This window comes from Marinomonas epiphytica, assembly GCF_054780655.1.
In genome coordinates this window covers 489-26,295 of sequence record NZ_BAAGVX010000031.1, presented here as the reverse complement: position 1 = coordinate 26,295, position 25,807 = coordinate 489, and the positions used below count along the sequence as shown (strand labels likewise).

The window sequence follows — 25,807 nt, the reverse complement described above, 5'->3', positions numbered from 1 at the left end:
GCGTCCGATTTTTCGGATTTACTTTTCTGCATTTAATAAAAAAATTTAAAGCGACCACCTAAGTATTTGTATTTTAAGGTTTTTAATTTTTTGGCGCTTTTCTTGATATAGCAAATTGAGGAATACCTCGCTCCTTTCGAACCCGGTATTTCAACGCTAAAAACAACAATAAATAGGATTAGATTATGAAGAAGACTTTCGTAGCAGTTTCATGCGCCACCGCCTTAACGGTTTCTGCCCCTTCTTTTGCGGACTTTAATAAAATTCGCTGGCAAGTTCCCATGGCGTTTTCTTCTGCGCTAACGGCACTGGGCGATACTATGCCGGAAGTGTCTAAAATGCTCAGTGATGCCAGTGATGGCCGTGTAAAGTTACAGGTTTTTGAGCCTAATACCGTCATACCGGCTCTTGGTGTTTTCGAAAATGTGAGTTCGGGCACCATCGACGCTGGCTACTCTTGGATGGGTTACGAATGGGGGCAAGTGCCAGCTTCAGCCCTATTTGGTGCCACACCATTTGGGTTAGAATCAAATGAATTTACCGCTTGGATGTACTTCCACGGCGGCGATAAAATGCTCAAAGAGTTGTTCGAGCCCCACAATGTTTACCCTATACTATGTGGTACTATCAGCCCTGAGGCTGCCGGTTGGTATAGTAAGGAAGTCAACACGCCAGAAGACATGAAAGGGTTAAAATTCCGTGCTGCGGGTGTCGGCGGTGAAATCATGTCTGAAATGGGCATGTCAGTCACCGTTCTTCCAGGTGGTGAGCTATATCAAGCCCTTGAAACTGGTGTTTTAGATGGCACTGAGTTTTCCATTCCGACTGTTGACCAACAGTTAGGTTTTTATCAGGTGGCAAAACATTATTACTTACCTGGTTGGCACCAGCCTAGTACAAACCAGTTTTTATACATCAATCTAGATAGCTGGAATGGGTTAAATAAGCAGACTCAATCCTTGATTGAAAACACTTGTGTGGCGGCTAATACCTTATCAATCGCCAAAGCAGAGGCGCTACAGGGCGCGGTACTAAACGACTTTGAAAGTAAGGGTGTGCAATTGCATCAATACTCTCCAGAGATTCTGGCCGCTTTTGAAGAAGCGACTCAAAAAGTCATGGCACGCCGTTCCGCCACTGATGACAACTTTGCTGACATATACGCTTCTATGAAGCAGTTCCAATCTGAGCACGGTTCCTGGAAAAAGTACGGCTACTTACCTAGAGACTGGGGCCACAACTAAGTACTTGCCTAGCTTTGTGTAAGCTTTTTATCTAATAAGGCCGACTTTTTGTCGGCCTACTCCGTCACTTTTGTATTGGAAGCTGTTATGTCTGATCCAGAAAATCGCCTTGACTTAGATGCCATTGAAGCTAAATTAACTGATCATTCTTGGTCCGCCTTACCTCAAACGCGCCTCTCTAGCGCCATTGAAGGTCTGATTGAGACCATAGGTCGTGGCGTTTCGTATATTTGGGTATTGTTAGTTCTTTTGGTGGTCGGCAATGCCTTAATGCGTTATTTCTTTAGCATTAACTTTATTGCTTTAGAGGAATTACAATGGCACTTATATGCAATTGGTTTTATGGTAGGGCTCTCCTACTGCTTAATTCATGATGGCCATGTTCGAGTTGATGCAATTGTGGAGCGAAGCTCCCTAACCACCAGAGCATGGATTGAAGTCATAGGACTTACTTTATTACTTCTGCCCTTTTGCTTAATTGTGATCGAGTATGCTATTCCCTTTGTATCTCGTGCTTACAAATTAAATGAAGTCTCTTCTGCCCCTGGCGGTCTGCCATTACGTTGGCTCATTAAGTCGACCATCATTTTTGCCTTTGTCTTGCTAACCTTAGCCGCACTTTCTCGCTGGTTACGTTGCTTTGCATTTATTTGTCAACGCAAAAAACCAAACTAAGGTTGAGGAGCTTATATGTTAGAAACCTATGAATTTTTAGTGGTTGCCATGCTTGGCAGCTTTATTGCTCTGATTTTTACTGGTTTTCCGGTCGCCTGGATTTTAGCTGGGCTTGCTGTGGTCTTCAGTTGCGTGGGTATTTTAAGTTACGAATACCTCGACTGGGACACTTATTATATGACCAACTGGCGTATTTACGGCACTTTTGTGCAGCGTATTTATGCTCAAATGAGTAACTGGGTCATGGTGGCTTTACCCATGTTTATCTTCATGGGACTGATGCTAGAACGCTCCGGTGTTGCAGAACGCCTTATGCTTAATTTTGTCCGACTGTTTGGGCGTTTTCGTGGAGGTTTAGGCGTTTCGGTTATTTTAATCGGCATCTTGTTCGCTGCTTCTACAGGTATTGTAGGCGCATCAGTTGTATTACTGGCCATGCTGTCTATGCCTGTTATGCTGCAACAACAATATTCCAAGTCTTTTGCTAGTGGTATTGTCGCGTCATCAGGCACATTAGGTATTTTGATTCCTCCTAGTATCATGCTAATCATTATGGCTGATCAATTGTCCCTATCAGTGGGTAGTCTGTTCATGGGTGCCCTCATGCCCGGATTATTATTAGGCTTTTTATACATTGTGTATGTCATTGGCAATGCCTGTTTAAACCCTAAAGCATGTCAGCCCGCTCAAGACCTTCCGCCAGTTACCTTTGCTCTCATAAAAGAGACCTTGCTGGCAGTCTTGCCACCGCTTGGGTTGATTCTAGCTGTGTTAGGTTCTATTTTCATGGGCATAGTGTCACCCACCGAAGCCGCTGGTGTTGGCGCACTAGGCGCTACTTTGCTAGCCATCATGAACAAACGTTTTAACATGGCCATGCTGGCCGATGTGTGCCGACGCACGACCATCACAACAGCCTTCGTGTTCGGTATTTTTTTAGGTGCTACAGCCTTTGCCGTTGTGTTAAGGAATCTAGGTGGGGATGAATTCATCAGTGAAGCCTTACAAAGCATTCCACTTTCGCCGCTTGGAATTGTAGTTGTTATTTTATGCATTACTTTTGTGGCAGGGTTCTTTTTAGACTGGCTTGAAATCAGTCTAATTCTATTACCTTTAGTTGGCCCTGTGGTCGTTGCTCTGGGGTTCGACCTTGTTTGGTTTGTGGTTCTATTTGCACTGGCACTGCAAACTTCCTTCTTAACCCCTCCGGTTGGGTTTTCACTTTTTTACCTAAAAGGCGTTGCCCCTGCTGGGGTTACCACATTGGATATTTATAAGGGAGTTATTCCATTTATTTTAATTCAGCTTTTTGCCGTCAGCTTGGTGCTGTTCATTCCTGACATTGTACTTTGGCTACCAACTAGCATGTATGGCAACTAATGAGTGAGACTATTATGAATAACAATACTGTACTTATCACTGGAGCGGCGAGCGGCATCGGTTTAGAAATTGGCTTAGCATTCCTGAAACAAGGCGCTAATGTTGCCTTAATCGACTTTAACCAAGAAGCGATAGACAAAACTGAGTTGGCCTTTGCTCATTATGGTTGCCAATTAAAACTTTTACAGTGCGATGTAACAGACGAGAACGCTTTTTTAAACGCCATTGATGAAGCTATTAGCCATTTTGGCAAAATTGATATTCTGATTAATAATGCTGGCTTGCAACATGTAGCGCCTATTGAGGATTTTCCTACTGAGCGCTATCGCCAGTTAATTGACATCATGTTGGTGGCTCCTTTTGTCGCCATTAAAAAGCTAATACCTTTAATGAAAGAGCAAGGCTTTGGCCGAGTTATTAACATGGCCTCTATTAATGGCCTTATTGGTTTTTCAGGCAAGGCGGGATACAACTCAGCCAAGCACGGTGTGATCGGCTTAACTAAGGTAGCTGCTCTTGAAGCCGCACCTTTTGGCGTTACTGTAAATGCCCTTTGTCCCGGCTATGTTGATACTCCCTTGGTACAAAACCAATTACAGGATTTAGCCAGTACTCGTAATGTGCCACTAGACAAAGTATTAGAAGAGGTGATCTGGCCTCTTGTTCCCCAAAAGCGTTTACTCAGTGTTGAGGAAATTTCAGATTATTGTCTATATCTAACCAGCCCTTCTGCAAAAGGTATTACGGGACAAGCCATAGTAATTGACGGCGGCTATACAGCTCAATAATAAAGCCCCTAAAAACCAAAAGGCCTCTTGGCATGGCGCTGAGAGACCTTTTTCATCAAGTTTTATTCGGCTATAAGTCTTCTAGCATTTGCGTACGCTTTGTTTCATAGTCTGATTTATCAATCAAACCCTCTTCAAATAATTCTTTCAATGTTTCAAGCTTAGAACGAATTGCTTCAGAAACGACATCCTTTTCTTCACCCACTATAGAGCTACGTTCACCGACAATAGTGTCATCAATGGTGGCCACAAAAATACTGCTATAGTTGCCTGTTTTTCTAAAGCGGCAATCATAATCTACACCATCTGTCCATGGTCGGTTAACCCATTCCTGAATCCAAGGGTCATCATAGGTACACTTTCGAATTTGACGACGTTTAATCAAGTTGCGCCCTTCAATTTGAAACAGATCAATGCTACTCCATGACCAATGGGGGAAATCTGGGTGCTGACTCACAGTTTTTGGGGACTCTAAGAAAAACTCTTCATGATGTCCATAAGTAACATACAGATAACTTCCATCGTAAAGAGCTAACACTTTGGAGCGTGTCCAACTACAGGTGGTACAGGTATACCAACCATAAATAACGTTATTTTCATCCATCCTTTCGAACTGAAAATAGATACCATCACTCACGTATTGGCGATAAATTTTTTCTTTAGGTTGAACAGCTTCAATGCTAGCCATTTTGTCGAACACTTCTACTTCCGTCATCGGTGATGGATAGTAAAGTGTTGAACACCCTGTGATACTGACCATTATAGCCAGTAATAATAAACACCGAGTCATCATGAATACTCCTTTCCTAACATGCACTTTATTTGTGTATTTTAACCAATAAAGTGTGGTTAAAAAAGCATCAGTCCGTTTTTTACCAGAAGCTTTTCTTATCCATACAGAAGATCTGTCAACATGAAAGTACTTGCAGATAACGATAAGTAGTAACGCACTGAGTTCCATCTAGACCATCCGTTCAAATATAATCCCCATATAGTTGAATCGTGTTCTAGCATTTGCGCCAAACAGTGATTTAAAGGTACATTTTTGAATGCGGTGATAATAAACGCTGACAACGCGCAAATTTCCCCATACATACTGACGGACATGAAATTCAGTCCATGCTTGGAAAATTCCACCAATAACAAATACAGTGCTGAGATAGGCGACATCATAAATACAGTTAAAAAATATTTATTAATAATGACCTCATTGACTCGGTGCATTATTTGGCTAGCATCCTGCTCTTTGAGAACCGGCATAAGGGTGTTGTGAAAGATAAAATACAGTCCAGCTAAAAGGCTGGTCGTAATCAAACAAATTAGGGTTAGAAATGGTTGTATCTGAAAGGACATGGTGAACCCTCTTATATGATTGTCTTCAATGCTAATAAGCTTTTTCGCTTGCTTTACACGTATTAAATCAGTCTGAGCCAATCTATAATTGCTTTTTTGTCTTGATCTCTTTGCAGGAAGTACACATGCCAGATTCGCCGAAGATGGTTTCACTCGAAAAGTTTGATGCTGCCAGAGCTCAGGCCGCACAGACAGCCGCACCACTCAAACAACTGAAAATGAGCTGTTTGTTTTATACCCATTCCACTCTTCAATCTCCTTGGGGAATACGAATGCCTGCGATTCCCTCTAGCACTATGTTCCATCTTATTTTAGAGGGAGTCGCTCAAGTGAAAATCGCTGAGCAAAACCTAAGGTTATCTGCTGGTGACTTTATCTTACTCCCCAAAGGGCTTGGCCATGACATTATAGATACCTTAAACACACCTGCTAACGATTTATTTGAGCAAAATCTCATTAAGGTAAATGATCACTATGAGACTCTTACTTGCTTGGGATCAGGCTCAACGACGACTCTTTGCGGTACAGTGTTGTTTGAAAGCAGTGTTACCCAGTCTATTTTGCGCTCCATGCCTGACTATATTTTGATAAAAAAAGAGGACGCTTCCAGTGAGTTAATCACAAACCTGATCAAAGCTATAAAATCAGCAGCGGCAAGTAACTTTTACGGAGCAGAGCTAGTCATTGAAAAGTTAGCTGATGCCTTATTAATACAATGTGTTCGCTTTTGGATTGAACAGTCTTCCGGGCAGAATAATAAGTGGCTCATGGCTCACTCCGATCCACGCTTGTCGCCTGTAATATCCAAAATTCATAATCAGCCTGCAGAAAGTATAGATATTGAAACTTTGGCAAAGCTTTGCTTTATGTCACGAACAAGTTTTATTAATTACTTTAAGCAAGTTGTTGGACTACCTCCTAAAAAATACATAACAGATTGGCGACTTTCCTTGGCAAGGGAACGATTAAAAGCAAGTCACGATCACATTATTAGTGTTGCTCTAGAAGTTGGTTATCAATCCGAAGCTGCTTTCAGCCGGGCCTATAAAGCAAGGTTTGATGAATCTCCCTCAGACACAAAAAACAGGCACAATAAACCTTCTTGCTAACCAAGAAGGTTTGTCTAAAAAGCGACAATTATTGCCAATGACCCGCTTTCACTGTCCGAGTAACATAATCTATAAATGGGGTCGCTGGACGCCCTAATGCTTGTTGCACACCATCACATACATGGGCATTACGACCATCAAGCACCTCAGTGAACAATTCATGAATAAGCCACTGGAAGTCACTTGGGATATGTTGGTTATTCAGCATAATTAAGTACTCGTTAATGTTAACTGAGGTGAAAGAAATGTTTTTACCCATACGTTCAGCGATCAGTTCAACGCACTCACCGAATGTTAATAATTCAGGTCCTGTTACTTCAAACAGTTGACTTCTAAGGCTCGTATCTGTCAAAGTTTTAACCACTACCTGGCAATATCTTCCACATCAATAAAAGGTTCGCGCATAGCACTTGCTGGTAAAATCAATTCGCCATTTTGGATACCTTGCGCCATAAAACTTTCGCTAAAATTTTGAGCAAACCAAGAGGCCCTCACCACGTTCCACTCTAGCCCACTGTCTATTAATATTTGCTCTGCTTGCTGCGCGCCATCTTCACCACGACCAGACAATAAAACCATGTGCTCTACCCCGTGCTTTTTTGCTAGAGTGACTAGATCTTTTAAGTCTCGAGCAGCGCGGGGGACCGCCAAGTCAGGCTGATAAGTAATGTAAGCCGACTTCACCCCATTCAGTGCATTAGGCCAGGTACTTTGGTCTTACCAATCGAATGTTGTGCTGCTTGAGCGCGAAGTACAGCGGGTCTCTATACCTTGATTAGCTAAATAACTAGCAACTCTAGAGCCGGTTTTACCTTTATGACCGGTGATTAAAACTGGTTTATTAAATGCTTTCATATATTTGCTCCTACTATTGATTAACGAGCATAGTTTGGAGCCTTATGTTGTTTTGGTGAATGCTCTTAAGAACGGATCCATTGATCAAAAGTACATAGTGAGCCCGTGATTACATTAAGCTTGACGGCCTTAAGTTTTATAGGCTTAGGGGCTAAGCCACCTGAGCCTGAATGGGGCCTACTCATTGCTGAGAACTCACCCTATATCGAGCGGGCTCCTCTTGGCATTTTGGGCCCTATTCTTGGCTTGGTGATATTTAGTATCGCAGTCAACCTACTGTTTGACGATTAAAAATCCCCTGGCGCACATTGCAAGCAAGTCATGCCAAGTTTGCGCCAGCTGCGGACAACAGCATCGCGATCATCTAAGACCAACCATGGTGCAAAACCGTCCTCTTTAATTTGTGCTAATAAGGCTTGCTTTACGGCTTCGTCTGGCATGGCATCAGCGCCCTCTGGGCGAAGGTAAATTCCATCACAAGGTATATTATGTTTTTCTATCCAAGCTAATGAATGAGCTTTATGGGATTCTGGCCGACCACTGCAGATGACAATTTTCTGCCCTTGCTGTTTTAAGATGTTAACTAAGTGCAAAACATTTTCGATCACATTGGCCTCCTTCATATATTCAAAAAAAGGGTCCCAGTGTTTTTCAGGGCCTAATACCCAATGAGCTACTTTTGTGTGGTCAAATTCCGCTAATGTGCCATCTAGATCGACAATTACAGCTTGTGCAGTCATACCGTTTTTCCTTCAAATGGGGTAATAATCCAATCTTGTTGATTTTCGCTAGGCAGAAAAGTAATAGGGCTAACATTTTCTACTCTAGGGCAATAGGCTGTGCCATTGATAAGGTGATTTAACACTCGATAAACACCAGAGTGGGCAACAATTAATGGCCAATCATAATGAGTTAAAATATCGTTTAGAGTGTTAATAACGCGTTCTTCAAACGCCTGCCATGATTCGCCACCTGGCGGCGTATCTTCATATCTTAAAGTTTGCTCCATGTTGGACCCTTCTAGGTCTCCCCAAAAACGCTCTTTAAGACCTTCAAACTGTGTAATGCTATGGCTTGGCACGGCATATTGTGCTGTTTGATGTGTACGTACTAAAGTACTGGTCGCAACGATACTCCAGCTTTGCTGGTTCAGTTTTGACGAGGCGCGTTTAGCCTGCTCTATGCCTTCGTCACTTAATGGGCTGTCAGTAAATCCTGCTATGATTGAAGCGGCATTAAGAGTGCTTTGGGCATGACGTACAAACACAAAAGGTTTAGGTAATAATTTCATCGTTTCGCTCTATGTAAGAATCAAATGTTACGCTTGGACCTAACGCCTCGCGCCATAAATATGGGTCTTTGATTGGGTGAAATAACGGGGCACATACTCGACATTGCAAATGTTCAATAAGCCTCTGTAAGTCTTGTTTTCTAGGGTGAACATTCCAGCGAGTAAAATAGGCTCGGTCTTCACTTACTGCTTGTCGTGCATGCTCTGGCAGATGACCTGTATAAACCGCTAGATATTTTTCTATTTGAGGCAGTAACTCAGCGGCTTCTCCCCCCAAAGCATCAGGTTCGCCACATAGTACGACTTTTGAGTCAGGGTTAAACTCTGACTTAGGCATGGCTTCGAGAACCGGTAGTATTGCCGGACAAATCCCTGAGACCTCCCCCGCTAGAATAGTGGCTGGCATAATACAATCCTCAGCCAGACTCCAATCATAAAAACCTTGTGAACTGAGCCAAGCAGCCATTTCTAAGGCTCTACCTGTTTGTGGTACAGGCATTAGCAATGACCGCTCTTCCGTTAAAAAGCTTAACAACGACGCCTTGCACTGTTCCTGAGAATTGTTGTACAAGCCATAGGAAGCATCCAACAAAGCGATCTCAGCTTGCGGTGGGTTTGTAAACGCGTAAAGACACGATTCAAGGCTAAAATCACCACTGTAGAACACCCCATTGGCTATGTTTAAATGTAGCCAGACACCACCGAATGAGTGACCAGCACTGCCTGTTGTCACATCAATACCTGCTATTTGAGTCACACCACAAACCGGTAAGTCATGAAGATTTAGGTGGGTGGGTAATTGCTGTTGTACTGCCTTCGTTGCATAAACAGGTGTCTGACCATTAACATCCTCTAGACCACCTATATGATCCTGGTGATCGTGGGAGATCAAGATAGCATCCAGCCCCTCAGGTACCGTCCAGCCTTTATCCTCCCCTTCTTCTAATGGGCCACCCGCGTCTAACAATAAGCGCACAGGTTTTACCCCTTCAAATGAAGAGTAAGTCACTAAGATGGCTGCCGCCGTTTTTTTCCCAGCTCCGCTTAAAATATCAATTTGCAGTTTCATGATTGACACTCAAGGCTCCAAGCCTGATCCACCTGCACATAGCAATGTTGTCCGCGGCTTAAAGGAAGCTCACTATAAGCAAGTAAGCTCTGACCGTTAGCGGTACGCAACTCGATGTCGTAACGTTCGCCACGAAAAATACAGTTTTCAACTTCAACCGCTAGGCCATCAGGGGATTCAGTAAAGCGAACGTCTTGAGGACGCACTAAGACCGCCCCTTGTGACGTTTGGTCAGTCGCATTTAATAATGCTAATAACTCTGCTCGCCCTATATATTGACCTGGTGCCGCTTCAGGCACTGTAAGTACCGAGCCTCTGCCGATAAAATCGGCTAACCAAGTGTTTTTCGGGTTCTTATATAGTGTTTGAGGCGTTCCCCACTGAACAAGCTCTCCCTTATTTAGAACCGCAATTTTATCCGCCAAAGACATTGCCTCTGACTGGTCATGGGTGACATACACTATGGTAGCGCCGGTTCGCTTATGGAATGCCCTGAAGGTGTCTTCCATTGTGGCTCTTAGGTGTCGATCTAAGTTGGCTAGGGGCTCATCAAATAACACCACATCGGGTTCTGTAACCAAACTTCTTGCTAATGCCACTCGCTGGCGTTGACCACCGCTCAGTTGAGATGGCAAACGATCAGCGTATTCTTCCAGCTGCACCACGTCCAAGGCCTCTTTAATGCGCTCTGCTGAGGCGTGTTTTGCTACCTTTTGAACTTTTAAAGGATAACCGACGTTTTCTTTTACTGTCATATGAGGCCAAAGAGCGTAAGACTGAAACACCATGCCGAAATTTCGCTGCTCTGTGGCAATGTGCTGTTGCTTACTCGACAAGCATTGCTCGCCATGTAAAATCTGCCCGTCGGTTACAGTTTCAAAACCCGCTAACATTCTAAGGATGGTGGACTTACCACAGCCACTGGGCCCAAGTAAGGCAACAAACTCCCCTTTCTCAATGGTCAGGCTCAGGTTTTTAATCACCTGTTGCCCCGCGAAAGACTTTTCTATTTGATCTAATACTAATCGTGCCATGGTATGACTCCTTTAGGTAAACGGGAGGCACACATACTGAGTAACCCCATTAGACCAGCTACTAATAAAACCACTAACACGGCAATGGCTGAGGCCAGCACACTGTCACCACTTTCATCTAAGTTAAAAATAAGTACACCTAAGGTTTCATTGCCTGCACTCCATAACAAAGCAGAAACGGTTAATTCATTGATAGCAATCAGGAACACCAGTAAGCCACCTGCAAAGACCGCTGGCGCTGTTAACGGAAAAATAATGTCGATTAAGCGGCGAATAGGCCTTGCCCCAGCAAGCTGCGCAGCTTCTTCTAAAGCAGGGTCCAATTGAGACAAGGCGCTGAGCACAGGCTTCAGGCACACGCTTAAAAAACAAGACAAATAAGCCAAAAAAATAATGCCCAGGGTGCCATATAAACTGTATTCAATAATGGGGATTGGCTTGGCAAACAGTAAAATAAAAGCGATGGCCAGTACGATACCAGGAATGGCATAAGGGACCTCAATTAAGCTTGCTATCAAGGCGCGCCTTTGCAGTGGCATGCGCATTAGCCAATAACCCACAGGGAGAGAAATCAGCATTAACAACAGCGCACTGACACTGGCTAATAAAGTGCTGTTCTCGAATGCTCGATAAGTCACTCCTTGGCGAGCAATCATTTCATAAAAAGCCGTAAAGGTGACGGTATCTGAGGTCAACGGCATGCCTAAAGCGGGCACTAATGAGCTGACTAATAACGCACATAGTGGCACCACTAAAATGAAGCACAAAATACTAGCCAGCAACACTTCTAATGGCAGTCGCCACTGCTTCAATGTAAACGATAACGATTGAGCTGTATGACCGAGTAAAGCAAAACGACTTTTTTGTTGTAACCATTGCTGCAGCAACATCCCAACTAGCACTAAAAAGGCAATAATCATAGAAAGGCCCGCTACCTGGCTGAGCATGTCATTGCCAAAGCCTGCCATTTGCTGATAGATCAAGGTTGGCAGCACAATATAGCCAGCAGGGATGCCGAGCATGGCTGGAATACCGAAATTACCAAGAGAAGAAACAAAAGCCAGTGCAGCCCCTGCAATCATAGCACCGCGGCATAAAGGCAAAATGATGTCGTACCAAATCTGCCATTGAGAGGCTCGAGATAACTGCGCCGCTTCAAGCAAATCTTGAGGTAATGAAATAAGCTGTGTTCGAAGCGATAAAAATACCAATGGCGCACTTTGAATGCCCAGTAATAAGGCGATGCCATTCGCAGAATACATAGGCTGAGGGCTGCCTAAACCTGGAGCAATATTAAACGTGTTTAAAATTGGGCTCGCTGGGCCAAATAATTGTAACCAACTAAGAGCTGTTACTTGGGGTGGTATCATCATGGGGAGCATGAAACAAAATACCCAAATAGCACGCCCCCGAATATTAGTCAGGGTAACAAGAAAGGCAAAACCGCTGCCTAGAACCACAGCAATCAGCGTCCCTAAACCGGAAGTGTAAAAACTGTTTTTTATAGCAAGCCATGTGCGCTCGCGCCCTAACACGTCAATAATAGGAGAACTAAGCACACCGCCTGTATGCGATAAGGCTTCAAGCAGTAAACGCAAACTGGGCAGTAGGCTGAGTAAGGCAATCAAAGCACACAAGCCCACAGATAACCAGCGTAGCTGGCTATCCATGGTTTGAGAGATCAGTTGCCTATTTTTTAAAGCAATGAACATCTGATTAGCCTTCAAAAATATCACTGAAGCGTGCTTTGTTTGCTTCGTTATTTTGCAGTGTTTTTTCTGCATCGAAAGGCATTAAACGAATATCTTTACGAGCTGGAAACCCAGTTGGTACTGGCATATCACTACGAGCGGGTAAATAACCTTGATCTAATACCAGCTGCTGTCCTTGTTTAGATAATAAGAAGTCAACAAAGCGCTTAGCGGCTTCTTTGTTTTTCGCTTCTTTCATTATGGCCACAGGTTCGGTAACCATACTGACGCCCGTTTTCGGGAAAACAAACTCAATTGGGGAGCCTTTTGCTGCTTCACGAATGGCTAAGAAATCGACGATCACACCATAGGGCTTGGTACCGGAAGCAACCGCTTTAAGTACACCACCATTACCTCCTTGAGCCTTCACCTGATTGTTATGCAATTGCTCATAGTGGTTCCAACCCAAGCTTGCTTCATCAGTCAAAGTCGCTAGGTGAATTAAAGCCGCACCTGAATATAAAGGACTTGGCATCGCCACTTGATTTTTATACTCAGGCTTCGCTAGATCCGCCCAATCCATTGGCTTTTGTGGTGCTTTCTGATGGCGCACAATACCTGTCGTGATCAATTTAGTACCGTAGTAATAGCCATTTTTACTGTATAAAGCGCTATCGTACTGTTCACGTTCAGCACTCATGTAAGGGTATAGATAATCGTCGGCTACCATGGACTCCATGGTGACGGAATCGGCAATTAACAAAACATCTGGCTTAACCACACCAGATGCTAATTCTGCACGAAGTTTGGTCATTAGCTTTGTTGTGCCATCGCGAACCCAGTCAACCTTAATATCCGGGTTGGCCGATTGAAACGCATCAACGGTCATTTGCGCATCTTTGTTTGGCTGGCTGGTATAAAGGGTCAAGGTTTCTTGTGCTTGTGCCGTCAGAGGAAAAGCAAGTGTTGCGGCGCATAACAACAAAGTCTTCTTAAAAGTCATGGTTTGAACTCTCTTTTGGGTTTAGGAGTTGAAACAATAACGACATATTTTGACAGTACAGTGACAATTCATTTTCGTTTGTTGGGAGTTTTCTTTCGTTTCGAAAAAAGTACACCTGAAACGCTAAGCAAGGAATCGATTTAATATGAATAAGCGTCACTACGAAATCGTGCAATGGGTTAATTCAACAGGCCGACAGTCCCTGCAAGCGGTCGCTGATCACTTTTCGGTTTCGGTTCAAACTGTTCGTGCCGATATTCGAGTGTTGGCAGAAAAAGGCTTAGTACTGCGTAGCCATGGTGAAGTGATCCCCTTTCCTCACCGAGAAAACATTAGCTTTGACCAACGCAGAATGCGCCACGCCACTGGAAAGCAGCGCATTGCTCATTTATGCATTGAGAAAGTCGCGGACTACCAATCACTGTTTTTAGGCAGCGGGTCAACGGTTGCTGAAGTTGCGAGCCTCTTGAGCCAATATAAAGGCTTACAAGTCATGACCACAAACTTACATGCTGCCAGAAATTTGTGTGAGCACCCTGACTGTGAGCTGACCATTTCCGGTGGACGCGTACGCATGCGAGACCAGGATGTCATTGGTGGAGACGCCATGCGGTTTTTCCAGCGGTATCGCGCCGACATTGGCTTGTTTTCGGTGGCGGCCACCAATAAACATGGGCATTTGTTTGATTTCACCGACGAAGAAGTCATGGCAAGAGAAGCACTTGTGGAACACTGTCATTATCGTATTTTATTAATTGATAGCACCAAATTTGACAAAGAGTCTCGCTGTTTGTGGGGCAAAATGAGCGATTACGATTGTGTTATTACTGATCAAAAACCCAGTCAAGCTCTAGAAAGTTTATTAAATTACCAAGGGGTAGAGTTACTTTATTAATGATATACACAACTTATTCCTCAGCCGCCTGATGTGTTTTTTTATAACAATACTAAACATTACTGACACCATGCTGTCAGTAGGGCTGGATTACACTCCAATATGTCAATAAACAAACACATTGGAGTCAAAATATGGATACTAAAACCCCGATCAACACCATAGTATGGTTCGAGCTACCTGCCACCGATTTACAACGTGCGGTGACCTTTTATCAAACCATCTTGGAGGTTGACATTGAGACTATGGACTTAGGAGGACTCACACACGGTTTATTCCCCCACGATGACCGTTCTTTGATCTCTGGCTCAATTGTCTTTGGTGAAGGCTACACCCCATCGCAAACAGGCAGTTTAGTTTATTTAAACGGTGGTGAAGATTTATCTGTTGCCCTCTCCAAAGTCCCTGCAGCTGGTGGTGAAATCATTATGCCGAAAACACATTTAGGAGACGAGATAGGGTATATTGCGTTATTTATCGACAGTGAAGGGAATCGTGTTGGTATTCACTCCCCTAACTAAGCTATAGGAGTTCGCGGTGCGCCGGGCAGACCGACTGTTTCAAATTGTTCAATATATACGTAACAGGCGTTTAACGACAGCAAGGTGGTTGGCTGAAAGGTTAGACGTGTCTGAGCGCACCATTTACCGAGATGTTCAAGATCTCATGTTATCGGGTGTACCCATCGAAGGTGAAGCGGGTGTTGGCTATGTTTTACGACATGGTTTCGATATCCCTCCTATCATGTTTAGTAAAGAAGAAATTGAAGCTTTAGTGATTTCAGCCCGTATGTCCAAGACTTGGGCTGGTACAAAGCTCGCCCGTTCAACTGACAGTGCTCTTGCTAAAATTGAAGCCGTGCTCCCTGACTCGCTAAAATCTGAATTATCCAAGCCTAGACTTTACACCCCCGACATTTTTAGTCAGGCATCGACAGCACATTTGTTAGACGAACTAAGAGAAGCCATTAACAAAAAGCAGATGATTTTTATTGAGTATCAGAGTTTAAAAGCCGTCGCTAGCCAAAGAGAATTAAGGCCCCTTGGGCTTTTCTTTTGGGGCAAGGTTTGGACGTTAGCCGCCTATTGTGAACTTAGACAAAATTACCGAACATTTCGAGTCGATAAAATACAAACCTGCTGTCTACTCGACAATCATTTTGTCGAAGACACTCGCATTTCTTTTCGAGACTTTTTAGATACGGTTTTCGCAGGCGCCCCTAACGATATGCTCAAATAATCTTTGTTTAATACATAAAACGAGCTGGAACTTTAACTTAATGTGTTAATATCTAGGTTAGATACACGTTGTTCGAGGTTCGCATAAATCGTTTGCGGTAATGTGCTGTTCTTAAATGGATTTAAGTACGAAGATAGAGTGCGTCATGTACAAACTAAACTTTCCGGCTGTTTTTAAAGCCATTTTTTCTTTGCTTTTTTCAATCATCCTGTACTCTTCGATGATTGAAAAAACCTTCGCTCAACACCCAACTCAGTTACTTGAAGAGCTTCAGTTCCAGAGCTTTTCTGCCAACCCTAACGACGTCCCAGAACGTCTTTCTGAACTCGTGTTAGCAAGCAATAATTTATCTGAAAACGATTTCATGGACATCAGTGCAAAAGCCAGCTTGATTTTAAGAGAACACAAGCAATTAGATGCGAGCGTATCTTTAGCCCGTTGGTTAGCGAGTTCACAGGCTCAAGAATTAAATCCTCCTGTTCGCTATCGTTGGATGATGATTAATAGCTACGATCTAATGTTTTTTGCTCATTATTTAACAGCAAAAGAAATGATAGAGCCCCAGCTAGACTCTATCAAAGCTTGGCAAACACAAAGCCCTGTTGAGCTTAATATCCAAGCAAATTTATTTCATATCTACGGCCAATTGCTAGTTCGCCAAAAACGTGTTGCGGACGCTTTACCTTACTTTTATGAAGCCCTAGCGTGGTTTAAATCTATTGACCAAAACCATCCTTCTATTTTTGTTATTAACCTCGTTTTAGGAGAAGCGTTCTTACATGCCAACGATTATGTCAAAGCTGAACAATTCTTACGTAAAGCCATTGAGCTTATTCCTGCAGGACGTGTGGACGCGATAAGTTATTTATATGGCAACCTTGCCCTAGCCCTAAACCGTCAACAAAAGCATAATGAAGCTTTAGAAGTGATTGAGACCTATTTAGCGGACCCTGTTGACCCTCGTCGTGACTACTTGCTCTTCTTTTGCTTAGTGCAAATTGACGTGCTACGCAGCCTAAATAGATTTGACGAAGCACTGCAACTAGCAAATGACACACACCAGCTGGCACTGGAAGTGGGTGATAAGGATTATTTAAAAGATTCAGTACGCCAACTTGGCTTTTTATTGGCTGAAAACGGACAACTTGAGGAAGCTGAACGCTACTTAAAATCGGCGATCGAATCTCCTTCAGGAATTCGTGAAGGCAATTCACCTGAGGCGTATTTAGATTATGTGACTGTGCTTAAAGATCTCGATAAAGACGATTTAGCCCTAGAATACTATGAGCGTTTCCATAAAGCCTATGTCGATGAACAAAAACACATTAACCAAATTATTATTCGCAACCTTGAATTTCAGCAGGTTAATCAGCAACTAGAGCAGCAGCAAGCCTTGTCTCAAGCGCAATTGGAGCTGGCCAAAGTGAGCGAAAGTCGAGCGCACCTCAAAACACGTACCTTCATTTGGGCTTCGATTACTCTTGCATTAATCCTTGTTTTCATTTCTTTCATGCTGATAAAGCTACGCAGCAAAAGTGCTAAACTTCATGATTTAGCTGTCCGTGATCAGCTGACTGGCGTTGGAAATCGACACGCTTTTCTCGAAACCTTTAACAAACCTAAATACAGCCAGCTAATCATTGCAGACATTGATGGCTTAAAGCGTTACAACGACCAATTTGGTCATCTTAAAGGTGATGAGTTAATACAAACTTATGCTTCCCATTTATTGTCGGCCATTCGAGGCTCTCGCTCTAAATTATTTCGTATTGGCGGAGACGAGTTTGCGATACTAGTCACCCACTCTATTTCTATTCAGGTGATTGAACAATGGATACTAGACGCCGTGTTAAAGACCCAGCAATCGGGCTTTGAACACTCTAGTATTAGTTATGGTGTTTCAAGCCGCGAAGAAGCCAAAACAGATCAAGAGTTTATTTCTCTAGCTGATCAAAGAATGTATGAAATGAAAAGTAACCATAAGTAGTAAAGCTCTAACTGGCTATTGGCTTAATTAACGCATAAGCACAGTAGCACTCTGTTAGCTTTTTTTAGGAGTAGTCTGAGCAAATATTTTAAATTCTCTGGTCATATGAGCCTGATCGCTAAAACCACACTCTATGGCTATTTCCACTAAACTTAGCCCCGCATTGGTTCGAATAAGCTCAGCAGCCTTTTTCACTCTACGTAGCCTTTGATACTCTTTTGGCGTCATATTTAGCCATTGTTTAAACTGACGCTCTATTTGTCGTAGCCCTAAATTTACTTGATCCGCTAGTTCTATAATGGGCGTGTCTTGGTTTAACGCTTGTAAAGCTTTTTCAAAGGGCTTTGGAATCCCATAGTGCTGTTTAAAGTCCGTTTGCAGCCAGCTCTCGATATACGCTACTCGATCAGTATTTTCACTCATTATGCTAAGGGCTGAGTTAAGGTCATTGAACTTATACTCCTGATCCATTTGCTCACTTAAAAAAGTAGGCTTTTGATAATGCTCGCCAAATAGTTCATACCCGACCCCGGGCTGAAATCGAATACCTGCAAACTGAGCGCCCGGTGATATTTCCAACATATCGGATGTAGACTGTGCTGGTAAATAGATAGCCCCTTTTGGTACGAGATTACCATTTAAAACCACCTTTCCATTAAGGTGAAATACGATGCCGCTACCAGCATCAGAAAACAGTTGCTTAGTGAGTTTTTGCGAGCCTTTTAAAGGTAAACATGCTGACCAAACAGCCTGTACGAATAAAAACAACTGACTGCTAGGCGCAGTCAGTTGCAAAGCAAGGTTTAGTTCAGGTTCACTGGGCGGCTTTATAACTTCCTACCTCTGGTTTAAAAACTCTGGCGACACGATTCCAGCTGTTTATCGCATTCACTGCCAAGGTTAAATTCACCAAGGTTGCTGACCCCAACTGTTTGTCGAGCTGTTGGTAGGTATCTTCTTCAATTGTTTGGTTTAATGTCAAGATCTCAGCCCATTTCAAAGCCAACCGCTCAGTTTGCGAATAATATGGCATATCTTGCCAAGCGCTTAAGCCAATAACGCGCTCTGCTCTCTCGCCTGCAGACAACGCCTCAGCTTGATGCATATCAATACAGAATGCACACTGGTTAATTTGTGATACTCGTAGCTTGACTAGCTCCCAGGTTTTTAAACTCACTACTTGGTCTTCTGCAAAAGCGGTTTTAAAGTAGCTCTCTTGTTCCATTAATATCGTCATTGCTTGAGGTGCCAATAGGAAATAATTTGCTCTTGTCGTCATAAGGTTACTCCTTTTTAATAAAAAGGCAGAATACGAAGATAACCGTAGAAAATATTGAATAAATTCGACATGCTCAACTAAAAAAGCCCCTGAAGTATGACCTAACGTCTTCTTCAAGGGCTTACTGCTGTATTTTATCTCGTTTTTTTAAGCTTTAGCTGCTTCGCCGTTTATTTCAGGTGTGACTTCTACTTTTACTTGTTTCTCTTTTTCCTCTGCCATTTCTTCAGGGATCAACAGGTTTAGCACAATTGAAATGATGGCTGCTGGCAGTAAGCCTGTTGCCAATAAGGATTTAACAATCGGATTAGCATGTTGTAGTGCACTAGGTTCGAGCATCAAGCCTAAGCCTACTGATACAGATAGTGCAAAGATCAGCATATTACGAGATGTCCATTCCACATCTGCTAACATTTTTATGCCAGAGGAAACCACCATACCAAACATAACAATCACGCCTCCACCGAGTACGGTAATTGGAATACTAGCGATCACTGCCCCAATCTTTGGAATAAGCCCACAAAGGATGAGGAATAAGCCGCCAAAGGTCACCACATGACGGCTCATCACGCGTGTCATGGCAATAAGACCAACGTTCTGTGAAAATGAAGTATTTGGTAATGCGCCAAAAAATGAAGAAAAAGCAGTCCCTAAACCGTCTGCATAAGTGGCACCTTTGATTTCTTTATCGGTTGCTTCTCGGTCGGCACCACCTTTGGTAATACCTGATACATCACCTACGGTTTCAATCGCTGAAATAAGCGACATCAATGTCACACCAATAATTGCAGTGGCAGTAAATTCAATTCCAAAAGGCAGCACTTTAGGCAGCTCAAAATAGCTTGCACGAGCCACATTACCAAAACTTACCATGCCAAGCATATAGGCAACGATATAACCAGCAATTAGCCCTAGCAAAACAGAAGAAACCGACAACATGCCTCGGCAAAAGAACTTAAACCCAATTGTCGTAAAGATCACCACGCCGGCAACAAACCAGTTTTGTAAACTACCGAATGCCGGTGTATTCATGGCTGGCACACCACCTGCAGCATATTGAATACCAACTCGCAATAAAGATAGGCCAATCATGAGTACAATCAAACCTGTCACAAGAGGAGGCAAAGCAAAACGTAAACGGCCTACAAACGGAGCAATAGCAGCTTGAATCAAACCTCCCACTAAGACACCGCCTGTCACCACGGCCATGGCCGCAACACCTTGCCCTGCGACTAGTGGAATTAAGATGGGAATGAACGCGAAGCTAGTACCCTGCACAATAGGCAGGCGTGACCCTACTGGCCCAAAACCAATGGTTTGCAATAAAGTCGTCACACCCGCCAGTAACATACACATTTGCATCATGTAGATCATATTGCCAAATTCGGGTGAATTTGAACCAAAACCAAAGCCAGCGGCTCCACAAATAATAATGGCTGGAGTGACGTTAGCAATGAACATGGCTAACACGTGTTGGATTCCGAGGGGGATAGCTAATCCAATCGGTGGCGTGTAATTTGGATCTTTTAATTGTTCTGGAGTGCCCAGGGAAGAGCCTGTATTCGTAGTGTTGTCTCGCGGCATAGATCTGTACTCCCTCATTTTCTTTAAACATGAGTCTAAAAAAGCAAGATCTATACCCATTTATACAATTTGTAATCTAAACAAAACATTTCGGACTGTTCTTAGCTAGCTGTAATAATGTCCTTACCGTAATTTATGGTTGCCATTATTTTGTAATGCTAATAGAAGAGGAAGTTTTCTCTCCATTTTTTGACCTGACACTATGGTCGTTTGCATTACCGCCGTACGAAATAGCGCCAAGCAGCCATAGCGTATTGGCCCCTTATTATCAACATTTTATTTAAACTGATTCGCCAATAGTCATTATTATCAATTTTAATAAGAGTGATAACATGGTAGTCAAATTCGAAGATGAACATTCATCCATAAATACATTTCACTCCATGTAGGTGAGGACAGTATGCAGAAAACAATTTTAATCACAGGTTCAACAGATGGTATTGGCTTGGCAACCGCAAGAAAACTCGTAAGTGAAGGCCACTACGTTCTCATCCATGGCCGTAACCCGCAAAAACTTGCAGAGGTCGAGGCTTTATTGGGGGATATTCAAGGTGGTGGTCGTGTTGAAGGCTATGTGTGCGACCTTTCTAATCTTGCCGATGTAGAGGCGCTGGCTGTTGCTATCGCAGCGCAACACCGCAAACTCGATGTGCTGATTAACAATGCTGGAGTGTATGTTGTTCCAAATGTTACAACGGTTGATCAACTGGACGTCCGCTTCGTTGTCAATACAATAGCGCCTTACTTATTAACACAGCGCCTTTTGCCATTATTTGGTACGGCTGGCCGTGTTATCAATTTATCTTCCGCTGCCCAAGCGAGCGTTGAACTGGCTGCTCTTACGAGCGCCAATGCAGGTCCCTCAGATGGCGCTATTTACGCCCAAAGTAAACTCGCTATCACCATGTGGACATTCGAGATGGCTCAGCGCTACAAAGAAAATGGCCCTGCTTTTATTGCCGTAAACCCTGCCTCTTTTCTAGGCAGTAAAATGGTAAAAGAGGCTTACGGTATGGCCGGTAAAGACCTAAGCATTGGAGTAAACATTTTGTCTGGGCTCGCTCTTTCTGATGAATATTCTACTGCATCGGGTAAGTACTTTGACAATGACGTAGGTCGCTTTGTGCCCCCTCACCAAGATGCTTTGAACTCCAGTAAAAATAAAAAATTGGTAGACACCATTGACAATTTGCTAGCAAGTAAAGTGCTTTAACGACTGAGCAGATTAGTTCGGCGCTAATAACTCATTTGGATATTAGCGCCTAAGCATCTTAGCTCCTGGGCTATGCGGCCATGCAAGTACACCATTGGTGCAAACTCTAGTGGTCCCATAAACTAGCCAAGCATCATCAATGGTTTCTATTACTGCATCTACTTTTAACTGGTCAGAGTTTTGTTCTGCCACTTCTAATGCTGCAATTCCTGAATCATACTGACCAGACAAAAGCCCTTGAGCTACTGCTACGGTTGACTGCTCTTCAAACTGCTCTGGCCAAGCTGATAAATCGGCATAGCTACGTGTCGCGGGATGAAAAGCAATTGACACAGGACTCGCTATATCACGACGAGTTAATATTCCAAGAGGCTTTCCAGGAGCAATAAAAGTGTCAATAACATACAGCAAGCCTTGATTTAGCCCCAATGTTTGCGCTACTTCTGGGTGTGCTGCGCATTGTATAATATGATCTACTGCGCCACTTTTAATCTTTTGCACCGCATCAGAAAAACCTTGCACTAATTCAATACAGTAATGCTCAACACCAATGTAATCTAAATATTGCTGGCTCACCATTTCGTGATTACTACCGCCGGGGCCTAGGGTTGCGACTCGTATCATTTTCTAAAGCCTTAGTATCTATGGATATTTCATTATAATGAGCCTTGCTCAATCAGAAAAACACTGGCGCCAAAAACATATATTTAATAATGATTCTCAATTTTATTTATACGTAACAATGTTATGCTATAACAAATCATTTATGGGGGTATTCTATGCACGCTCTTTCTTCTTTAAAAACAACTAAACGCCGCCACCCAGACTGCCAAGTAGTTAAACGACGTGGCCACCTATTTGTAATTTGCAAGTCAAACCCAAGGTTTAAAGCCGTACAGGGCAAAGGCGGAAAAAGCGCGGCAAGTAACTCAACCAGTAATTTTTAAAGCCATAAACGTAAAACATACATTCATAGCGCGACTCTGAGGAGCTTGTTAAATTTCTTCAACTCCTTTAACAAGCTTTCCTCAGCCCGCTGCAGCCCAATACGAGTCAGAAATTAATTCGATCTCAACGATATCTTTTATTAAATTACAGTGACATTACTAAAACTTAGTTACGCTGCTTTCTTAACCCATCTAAGAACACGTTTACGTATTCAGCAAAGCTTGTATCTAATGGGTTATCATAACCATTTTGCCACCGCAGAATAAAAGCTTGATTTAACATATTAGGTAGATATTTAGCGAGTTTAGGATAGCGCTCAGCCGTTAGGTCTTGAGCACTATTCCGTAACATAGCTTCCCATTCACCTTGGTTCTCTTTCGGTAACCGAGCAAACTCCATTGCAACAAACCCACACAAAGAGGCAATTACACAACCACCATTCTTTAGAAACCAATTTAAACATGGCTTATCAATAAGGCTGATAGAATCAACACACTTGAGAAGAATTGAAAATCAATTATACTGTATATATATACAGTATAAGGTATGCTTCATGCGCGTAACATATTTAGGTTCTGCCGAATCCCAAACATTTTTATCTTCTCACCCAATAAAGATTCCACTGTACATAGAGTCTGTTTCAGCAGGTTTTCCCTCTCCAGCTCAGGACTTTATTGAACGCAACTTGGATTTAAACGAGCTATGCATACAGCACCCTAGTGCGACGTTTTTTGTCCGAGCTCAGGGGGACTCAATGATAGACGCTGGCATTTTTAGTGATGACATATTAGTTGTCGACCGTTCACTAACAGCAAGACATGGCGATATCGTTATTGCCTGCTTATACGGGGAAATGACAGTTAAATCATTGGAGCTGACTCCCGAAGTTGCATTAAGACCTAAAAACAAAGCGTACCCTGCTATCCCCATTTCTGAAGAAAGTGGTCTGGAAGTCTTTGGCGTGGTAACCAATATTGTAAGAAGAGTACAGCAATGAAGCATGTTTTTGCTCTGGTCGATTGCAACAACTTTTATGCAAGTTGTGAAAAGTTGTTTCGCCCGGATCTTAAGCACAAACCAGTTGTAGTGTTATCGAATAACGATGGCTGTGTGATCGCCCGCTCACAAGAAGTTAAAGCGCTAGGATTAAAAATGGGGGCTCCTTTATTTTCCATCCGCGAACAGATTCGGCGACATCACATTACCTGCTTTTCTTCAAATTATGCGCTCTATGCAGACATGTCGAACCGCGTTATGAACTTACTTGAACAGGAAGCGCCAAACGTTGAGATTTACTCTATTGATGAGGCTTTTCTAGAATTAACAGGAGTAGAATCTTTAAAAGACTATGAAAGCTTTGCTCGCAATATGAAGCAAAAAATTGACTCGTGGACAGGCATCACAGTAGGAGTGGGTATCGCTCCTACTAAGACTCTTGCCAAACTCGCAAATCATGCTGCTAAGACCTATCCGGCAACTAAAGGTGTAGTCGACTTATTAGCAACACACAGGCAAAGAAAGCTCATGTCTTTAGTGGATGTAAAAGAAGTTTGGGGCGTAGGCAGACGGCTCTCTGAAAAGCTTCGCACAATGGGTATTCACACCGCTTTAGACCTTGCTGATAGTGACCCACGGGAATTGAAAAGGCAATTCTCAATCGTCCTAGAACGTACAATCCACGAGCTCAATGGCACCTCTTGCCTTGAACTAGAGAATATCCCAACCACTAAAAAACAAATTATTTGCAGCCGTTCGTTTGGCCATAGAATTACGCTTAAATCAGAGTTAGGAGAGGCTATAGCCGAATACGTATCACGTGCAGCAGAAAAGTTAAGAGAAGAGAAGCAACTTGCAAAAGTAATTCAAGTTTTTATTCGTACGGGGGGATTTAACCCCAATGAACCCGCTTATAACAAAGCATTGAGTATAGAACTAACCTATCCTACAAACGACACGCGAACACTACTAGCTGCTGCAAATAGCTTATTTGAAAAAATATTTCAGCCGGGATTTCGTTACGCTAAAGCTGGTGTCATGTTGAGTGATTTCTATGCTAGCAATAGGTTACAGGAAGATCTCTTTCACAACACACCCCCTTCTGGTGCCAGCAAATTAATGCAAGTCATAGATACCATTAACCAAAGTGGTTTAGGTAACGTTTTCTTTGCCGCTCAAGGTGTCACTCCTCAGTGGTCAATGAAAAGAGAGTACCTCTCCCCTGCTTATACAACAAAATGGAAAGACATCCCATCGGTTTGGTAGTACAGTTAAATCATGGGGGTTGTGCGCCCGGCCGCGCATTACGGCCTTCGGCCTAACGGCGCCCTACGATTGGGGATGCGGTAAAATATAATAGGTTGCGGTTATTTATTTACGCTGACGCTGACGCGTCGAGGTACGAGACAGGCGCAAGTAAATGGATAACCACAACCGATATGTTCAATATCGGTTATATGGGCGCTTTGCACCCAGCGGCGCATTACGGCCTTCGGCCTAACGGCGCCCTACGATTGGCGGCAAATGATCTCCATGGATTTTGGGCAATTTGTAGGTCACGGTTCGCGAAGCGAATCTGACGCCAAGGGCGCAGCCCTCGTGTTACACCACGCAATTTGGTTCAATCATGGGTGCTTCGCATCCAGCGGCGCATTACGGCCTTCGGCCTAACGGCGCCCTACAGCCGTGGGCGTAGTCCTCATGTTACACCAACGCAATTTGGTTCAATCATGGATGCTTCGCACTCACGGCGCATTACGGCCTTCGGCCTAACGGCGCCCTACAGCCGTGGGCGTAGTCCTCATGTTACACCAACGCAATTTGGTTCAATCATGGGTGCTTCGCATCCACGGCGCATTACCATTGGGGGATGCGGTAAAATATAATAGGTTGCGTTTATGCACTTACGCAGGCGCCGACGCGTCGAGGTACGAGACAGGCGCAGGTTAATGGATAATCACAACCGATACGTCCAATGTTGGTTATATGGGCGCTTCGCACCCAGCGGCGCATTACGGCCTTCGGCCTAACGGCGCCCTACGATTGGCGGCAAATGATCGCCATGGATTTTGGGTGATTTGTAGGTCACGGTTCGCGAAGCGAATCTGACGCCGAGGGCGTAGCCCTCATGTTACACCAACGCAATTTGGTTCAATCATGGATGCTTCGCACCC

Annotated in this window: 30 protein-coding genes; 14 read left to right on the top strand and 16 right to left on the bottom strand. The window is 43.4% G+C overall.

The window, feature by feature from the left end:
- The first annotated feature begins 185 nt into the window (after window positions 1–185).
- From ACYVGZ_RS09410 to ACYVGZ_RS09395, 4 genes are all read left to right on the top strand, one after another.
- Window positions 186–1,244, top strand: a complete 1,059-nt coding sequence (locus tag ACYVGZ_RS09410) for a TRAP transporter substrate-binding protein (protein ID WP_460754439.1) — start codon at window positions 186–188, stop codon at window positions 1,242–1,244.
- Between the two features lie 87 nt (window positions 1,245–1,331).
- Window positions 1,332–1,919 (top strand): TRAP transporter small permease subunit, encoded by a 588-nt coding sequence (locus ACYVGZ_RS09405; RefSeq protein WP_460754436.1) that lies wholly within the window; start codon window positions 1,332–1,334, stop codon window positions 1,917–1,919.
- A 15-nt stretch (window positions 1,920–1,934) separates the two neighbouring features.
- A complete protein-coding gene (locus ACYVGZ_RS09400; protein WP_460754433.1) occupies window positions 1,935–3,299 on the top strand; it encodes a TRAP transporter large permease in 1,365 nt (454 codons plus the stop codon).
- Between the two features lie 14 nt (window positions 3,300–3,313).
- A complete protein-coding gene (locus ACYVGZ_RS09395; protein WP_460754429.1) occupies window positions 3,314–4,087 on the top strand; it encodes a 3-hydroxybutyrate dehydrogenase in 774 nt (257 codons plus the stop codon).
- 70 nt (window positions 4,088–4,157) lie between these two features.
- Here ACYVGZ_RS09395 and ACYVGZ_RS09390 read toward each other — a convergent pair whose 3' ends face one another.
- Together ACYVGZ_RS09390 and ACYVGZ_RS09385 are read right to left on the bottom strand one after the other, a co-directional pair.
- Complete coding sequence (locus ACYVGZ_RS09390) at window positions 4,158–4,880, bottom strand: SHOCT domain-containing protein (protein ID WP_460754427.1); 723 nt, start codon at window positions 4,878–4,880, stop codon at window positions 4,158–4,160.
- 95 nt (window positions 4,881–4,975) lie between these two features.
- Entirely contained in the window at window positions 4,976–5,440 is a 465-nt protein-coding gene (locus ACYVGZ_RS09385) for an anthrone oxygenase family protein (RefSeq protein ID WP_460754424.1), read from the bottom strand.
- 125 nt (window positions 5,441–5,565) lie between these two features.
- On the opposite strand from ACYVGZ_RS09385, the gene ACYVGZ_RS09380 reads away from it, so the two are divergent.
- Complete coding sequence (locus ACYVGZ_RS09380) at window positions 5,566–6,549, top strand: AraC family transcriptional regulator (protein WP_460754421.1); 984 nt, start codon at window positions 5,566–5,568, stop codon at window positions 6,547–6,549.
- A 28-nt stretch (window positions 6,550–6,577) separates the two neighbouring features.
- Here the strand turns inward: ACYVGZ_RS09380 and ACYVGZ_RS09375 are convergent, their stop codons facing one another.
- The 3 genes from ACYVGZ_RS09375 to ACYVGZ_RS09365 are packed head-to-tail and all read right to left on the bottom strand — an operon-like array spanning window position 6,578 to window position 7,404.
- Window positions 6,578–6,901, bottom strand: a complete 324-nt coding sequence (locus ACYVGZ_RS09375) for a hypothetical protein (protein ID WP_460754419.1) — start codon at window positions 6,899–6,901, stop codon at window positions 6,578–6,580.
- A gap of 11 nt (window positions 6,902–6,912) precedes the next feature.
- Window positions 6,913–7,233 (bottom strand): SDR family oxidoreductase, encoded by a 321-nt coding sequence (locus ACYVGZ_RS09370; protein ID WP_460754416.1) that lies wholly within the window; start codon window positions 7,231–7,233, stop codon window positions 6,913–6,915.
- A 33-nt stretch (window positions 7,234–7,266) separates the two neighbouring features.
- Complete coding sequence (locus ACYVGZ_RS09365; RefSeq protein WP_460754412.1) at window positions 7,267–7,404, bottom strand: NAD-dependent epimerase/dehydratase family protein; 138 nt, start codon at window positions 7,402–7,404, stop codon at window positions 7,267–7,269.
- Window positions 7,405–7,509: 105 nt separating this feature from the next.
- Between ACYVGZ_RS09365 and ACYVGZ_RS09360 the strand changes: the two genes are divergently transcribed.
- Window positions 7,510–7,695 (top strand): hypothetical protein, encoded by a 186-nt coding sequence (locus ACYVGZ_RS09360; RefSeq protein ID WP_460754410.1) that lies wholly within the window; start codon window positions 7,510–7,512, stop codon window positions 7,693–7,695.
- Here ACYVGZ_RS09360 and ACYVGZ_RS09355 read toward each other — a convergent pair.
- The 6 genes from ACYVGZ_RS09355 to ACYVGZ_RS09330 are packed head-to-tail and all read right to left on the bottom strand — an operon-like array spanning window position 7,692 to window position 13,492.
- Window positions 7,692–8,144, bottom strand: a complete 453-nt coding sequence (locus ACYVGZ_RS09355) for a phosphatase domain-containing protein (protein WP_460754407.1) — start codon at window positions 8,142–8,144, stop codon at window positions 7,692–7,694. The genes ACYVGZ_RS09360 and ACYVGZ_RS09355 overlap by 4 nt on opposite strands.
- The gene (locus ACYVGZ_RS09350) at window positions 8,141–8,695 is read right to left on the bottom strand and encodes a histidine phosphatase family protein (RefSeq protein ID WP_460754405.1); all 555 of its coding nucleotides are present in this window, start codon (window positions 8,693–8,695) and stop codon (window positions 8,141–8,143) included. Before ACYVGZ_RS09350 ends, ACYVGZ_RS09355 begins: the two co-directional genes overlap by 4 nt.
- On the bottom strand, window positions 8,679–9,764 hold the full coding sequence (locus ACYVGZ_RS09345) for an MBL fold metallo-hydrolase (protein WP_460754576.1): 1,086 nt from the start codon (window positions 9,762–9,764) through the stop codon (window positions 8,679–8,681). The genes ACYVGZ_RS09350 and ACYVGZ_RS09345 overlap by 17 nt, the downstream gene beginning before the upstream one ends.
- Window positions 9,761–10,798 carry an ABC transporter ATP-binding protein gene (locus tag ACYVGZ_RS09340; protein ID WP_460754402.1) on the bottom strand — a complete coding sequence of 346 codons (1,038 nt, stop codon included), beginning with the start codon at window positions 10,796–10,798 and terminating at the stop codon, window positions 9,761–9,763. The genes ACYVGZ_RS09345 and ACYVGZ_RS09340 overlap by 4 nt, the downstream gene beginning before the upstream one ends.
- On the bottom strand, window positions 10,786–12,468 hold the full coding sequence (locus ACYVGZ_RS09335) for an ABC transporter permease (protein WP_460754573.1): 1,683 nt from the start codon (window positions 12,466–12,468) through the stop codon (window positions 10,786–10,788). The genes ACYVGZ_RS09340 and ACYVGZ_RS09335 overlap by 13 nt, the downstream gene beginning before the upstream one ends.
- A gap of 46 nt (window positions 12,469–12,514) precedes the next feature.
- Window positions 12,515–13,492 carry an ABC transporter substrate-binding protein gene (locus ACYVGZ_RS09330; protein ID WP_460754400.1) on the bottom strand — a complete coding sequence of 326 codons (978 nt, stop codon included), beginning with the start codon at window positions 13,490–13,492 and terminating at the stop codon, window positions 12,515–12,517.
- A 145-nt stretch (window positions 13,493–13,637) separates the two neighbouring features.
- Here ACYVGZ_RS09330 and ACYVGZ_RS09325 point away from each other — a divergent pair, with 145 nt between their 5' ends.
- The 4 genes from ACYVGZ_RS09325 (at window position 13,638) to ACYVGZ_RS09310 (ending at window position 17,613) form a co-directional block, all read left to right on the top strand.
- Window positions 13,638–14,387, top strand: a complete 750-nt coding sequence (locus ACYVGZ_RS09325) for a DeoR/GlpR family DNA-binding transcription regulator (RefSeq protein WP_460754396.1) — start codon at window positions 13,638–13,640, stop codon at window positions 14,385–14,387.
- A 134-nt stretch (window positions 14,388–14,521) separates the two neighbouring features.
- Window positions 14,522–14,908 (top strand): VOC family protein, encoded by a 387-nt coding sequence (locus ACYVGZ_RS09320; protein ID WP_460754393.1) that lies wholly within the window; start codon window positions 14,522–14,524, stop codon window positions 14,906–14,908.
- Between the two features lie 16 nt (window positions 14,909–14,924).
- Window positions 14,925–15,626: a helix-turn-helix transcriptional regulator gene (locus ACYVGZ_RS09315; RefSeq protein WP_460754391.1), complete on the top strand. Its 702-nt coding sequence runs from the start codon at window positions 14,925–14,927 to the stop codon at window positions 15,624–15,626.
- 145 nt (window positions 15,627–15,771) lie between these two features.
- Entirely contained in the window at window positions 15,772–17,613 is a 1,842-nt protein-coding gene (locus tag ACYVGZ_RS09310; protein WP_460754389.1) for a sensor domain-containing diguanylate cyclase, read from the top strand.
- 54 nt (window positions 17,614–17,667) lie between these two features.
- Here the strand turns inward: ACYVGZ_RS09310 and ACYVGZ_RS09305 are convergent, their stop codons facing one another.
- From ACYVGZ_RS09305 to ACYVGZ_RS09295, 3 genes are all read right to left on the bottom strand, one after another.
- Complete coding sequence (locus ACYVGZ_RS09305) at window positions 17,668–18,381, bottom strand: helix-turn-helix domain-containing protein (protein ID WP_460754386.1); 714 nt, start codon at window positions 18,379–18,381, stop codon at window positions 17,668–17,670.
- A gap of 46 nt (window positions 18,382–18,427) precedes the next feature.
- On the bottom strand, window positions 18,428–18,892 hold the full coding sequence (locus ACYVGZ_RS09300) for a carboxymuconolactone decarboxylase family protein (RefSeq protein WP_460754383.1): 465 nt from the start codon (window positions 18,890–18,892) through the stop codon (window positions 18,428–18,430).
- A 147-nt stretch (window positions 18,893–19,039) separates the two neighbouring features.
- Window positions 19,040–20,476, bottom strand: coding sequence for a uracil-xanthine permease family protein (locus tag ACYVGZ_RS09295; protein WP_460754381.1), 1,437 nt, complete (start codon window positions 20,474–20,476; stop codon window positions 19,040–19,042).
- Window positions 20,477–20,876: 400 nt separating this feature from the next.
- Here ACYVGZ_RS09295 and ACYVGZ_RS09290 point away from each other — a divergent pair, with 400 nt between their 5' ends.
- A complete protein-coding gene (locus ACYVGZ_RS09290) occupies window positions 20,877–21,689 on the top strand; it encodes an SDR family NAD(P)-dependent oxidoreductase (RefSeq protein WP_460754378.1) in 813 nt (270 codons plus the stop codon).
- A 42-nt stretch (window positions 21,690–21,731) separates the two neighbouring features.
- Here the strand turns inward: ACYVGZ_RS09290 and ACYVGZ_RS09285 are convergent, their stop codons facing one another.
- Complete coding sequence (locus ACYVGZ_RS09285) at window positions 21,732–22,313, bottom strand: hypothetical protein (protein ID WP_460754376.1); 582 nt, start codon at window positions 22,311–22,313, stop codon at window positions 21,732–21,734.
- A 155-nt stretch (window positions 22,314–22,468) separates the two neighbouring features.
- On the opposite strand from ACYVGZ_RS09285, the gene ykgO reads away from it, so the two are divergent.
- On the top strand, window positions 22,469–22,636 hold the full coding sequence (gene ykgO / locus ACYVGZ_RS09280; protein WP_460754373.1) for a type B 50S ribosomal protein L36: 168 nt from the start codon (window positions 22,469–22,471) through the stop codon (window positions 22,634–22,636).
- Between the two features lie 166 nt (window positions 22,637–22,802).
- On the opposite strand, the gene ACYVGZ_RS09275 is transcribed toward ykgO, so the two are convergent.
- Window positions 22,803–23,036 carry a hypothetical protein gene (locus tag ACYVGZ_RS09275; protein ID WP_460754370.1) on the bottom strand — a complete coding sequence of 78 codons (234 nt, stop codon included), beginning with the start codon at window positions 23,034–23,036 and terminating at the stop codon, window positions 22,803–22,805.
- A gap of 154 nt (window positions 23,037–23,190) precedes the next feature.
- On the opposite strand from ACYVGZ_RS09275, the gene umuD reads away from it, so the two are divergent.
- Together umuD and umuC are read left to right on the top strand one after the other, a co-directional pair.
- A complete protein-coding gene (umuD, locus tag ACYVGZ_RS09270) occupies window positions 23,191–23,634 on the top strand; it encodes a translesion error-prone DNA polymerase V autoproteolytic subunit (RefSeq protein ID WP_460754368.1) in 444 nt (147 codons plus the stop codon).
- Window positions 23,631–24,899 (top strand): translesion error-prone DNA polymerase V subunit UmuC, encoded by a 1,269-nt coding sequence (umuC, locus tag ACYVGZ_RS09265; RefSeq protein ID WP_460754365.1) that lies wholly within the window; start codon window positions 23,631–23,633, stop codon window positions 24,897–24,899. Before umuD ends, umuC begins: the two co-directional genes overlap by 4 nt.
- Window positions 24,900–25,807: the final 908 nt, after the last annotated feature.

Coding starts and splice junctions, on each gene's coding strand:
- ACYVGZ_RS09330 (WP_460754400.1), bottom strand. CDS start 13,492: ATGACTTTTAAGAAGACTTTGTTGTTATGCGCCGCAACACTTGCTTTT.
- ACYVGZ_RS09310 (WP_460754389.1), top strand. CDS start 15,772: ATGTACAAACTAAACTTTCCGGCTGTTTTTAAAGCCATTTTTTCTTTG.
- ACYVGZ_RS09365 (WP_460754412.1), bottom strand. CDS start 7,404: ATGAAAGCATTTAATAAACCAGTTTTAATCACCGGTCATAAAGGTAAA.
- ACYVGZ_RS09350 (WP_460754405.1), bottom strand. CDS start 8,695: ATGAAATTATTACCTAAACCTTTTGTGTTTGTACGTCATGCCCAAAGC.
- ACYVGZ_RS09295 (WP_460754381.1), bottom strand. CDS start 20,476: ATGCCGCGAGACAACACTACGAATACAGGCTCTTCCCTGGGCACTCCA.
- ACYVGZ_RS09380 (WP_460754421.1), top strand. CDS start 5,566: ATGCCAGATTCGCCGAAGATGGTTTCACTCGAAAAGTTTGATGCTGCC.
- ACYVGZ_RS09410 (WP_460754439.1), top strand. CDS start 186: ATGAAGAAGACTTTCGTAGCAGTTTCATGCGCCACCGCCTTAACGGTT.
- ACYVGZ_RS09335 (WP_460754573.1), bottom strand. CDS start 12,468: ATGGATAGCCAGCTACGCTGGTTATCTGTGGGCTTGTGTGCTTTGATT.
- ACYVGZ_RS09285 (WP_460754376.1), bottom strand. CDS start 22,313: ATGATACGAGTCGCAACCCTAGGCCCCGGCGGTAGTAATCACGAAATG.
- ykgO (WP_460754373.1), top strand. CDS start 22,469: ATGCACGCTCTTTCTTCTTTAAAAACAACTAAACGCCGCCACCCAGAC.
- ACYVGZ_RS09290 (WP_460754378.1), top strand. CDS start 20,877: ATGCAGAAAACAATTTTAATCACAGGTTCAACAGATGGTATTGGCTTG.
- ACYVGZ_RS09405 (WP_460754436.1), top strand. CDS start 1,332: ATGTCTGATCCAGAAAATCGCCTTGACTTAGATGCCATTGAAGCTAAA.
- ACYVGZ_RS09385 (WP_460754424.1), bottom strand. CDS start 5,440: ATGTCCTTTCAGATACAACCATTTCTAACCCTAATTTGTTTGATTACG.
- ACYVGZ_RS09275 (WP_460754370.1), bottom strand. CDS start 23,036: ATGGAGTTTGCTCGGTTACCGAAAGAGAACCAAGGTGAATGGGAAGCT.
- ACYVGZ_RS09340 (WP_460754402.1), bottom strand. CDS start 10,798: ATGGCACGATTAGTATTAGATCAAATAGAAAAGTCTTTCGCGGGGCAA.
- ACYVGZ_RS09390 (WP_460754427.1), bottom strand. CDS start 4,880: ATGATGACTCGGTGTTTATTATTACTGGCTATAATGGTCAGTATCACA.
- ACYVGZ_RS09395 (WP_460754429.1), top strand. CDS start 3,314: ATGAATAACAATACTGTACTTATCACTGGAGCGGCGAGCGGCATCGGT.
- ACYVGZ_RS09345 (WP_460754576.1), bottom strand. CDS start 9,764: ATGAAACTGCAAATTGATATTTTAAGCGGAGCTGGGAAAAAAACGGCG.
- umuD (WP_460754368.1), top strand. CDS start 23,191: ATGCGCGTAACATATTTAGGTTCTGCCGAATCCCAAACATTTTTATCT.
- ACYVGZ_RS09320 (WP_460754393.1), top strand. CDS start 14,522: ATGGATACTAAAACCCCGATCAACACCATAGTATGGTTCGAGCTACCT.
- ACYVGZ_RS09400 (WP_460754433.1), top strand. CDS start 1,935: ATGTTAGAAACCTATGAATTTTTAGTGGTTGCCATGCTTGGCAGCTTT.
- ACYVGZ_RS09300 (WP_460754383.1), bottom strand. CDS start 18,892: ATGACGACAAGAGCAAATTATTTCCTATTGGCACCTCAAGCAATGACG.
- umuC (WP_460754365.1), top strand. CDS start 23,631: ATGAAGCATGTTTTTGCTCTGGTCGATTGCAACAACTTTTATGCAAGT.
- ACYVGZ_RS09355 (WP_460754407.1), bottom strand. CDS start 8,144: ATGACTGCACAAGCTGTAATTGTCGATCTAGATGGCACATTAGCGGAA.
- ACYVGZ_RS09325 (WP_460754396.1), top strand. CDS start 13,638: ATGAATAAGCGTCACTACGAAATCGTGCAATGGGTTAATTCAACAGGC.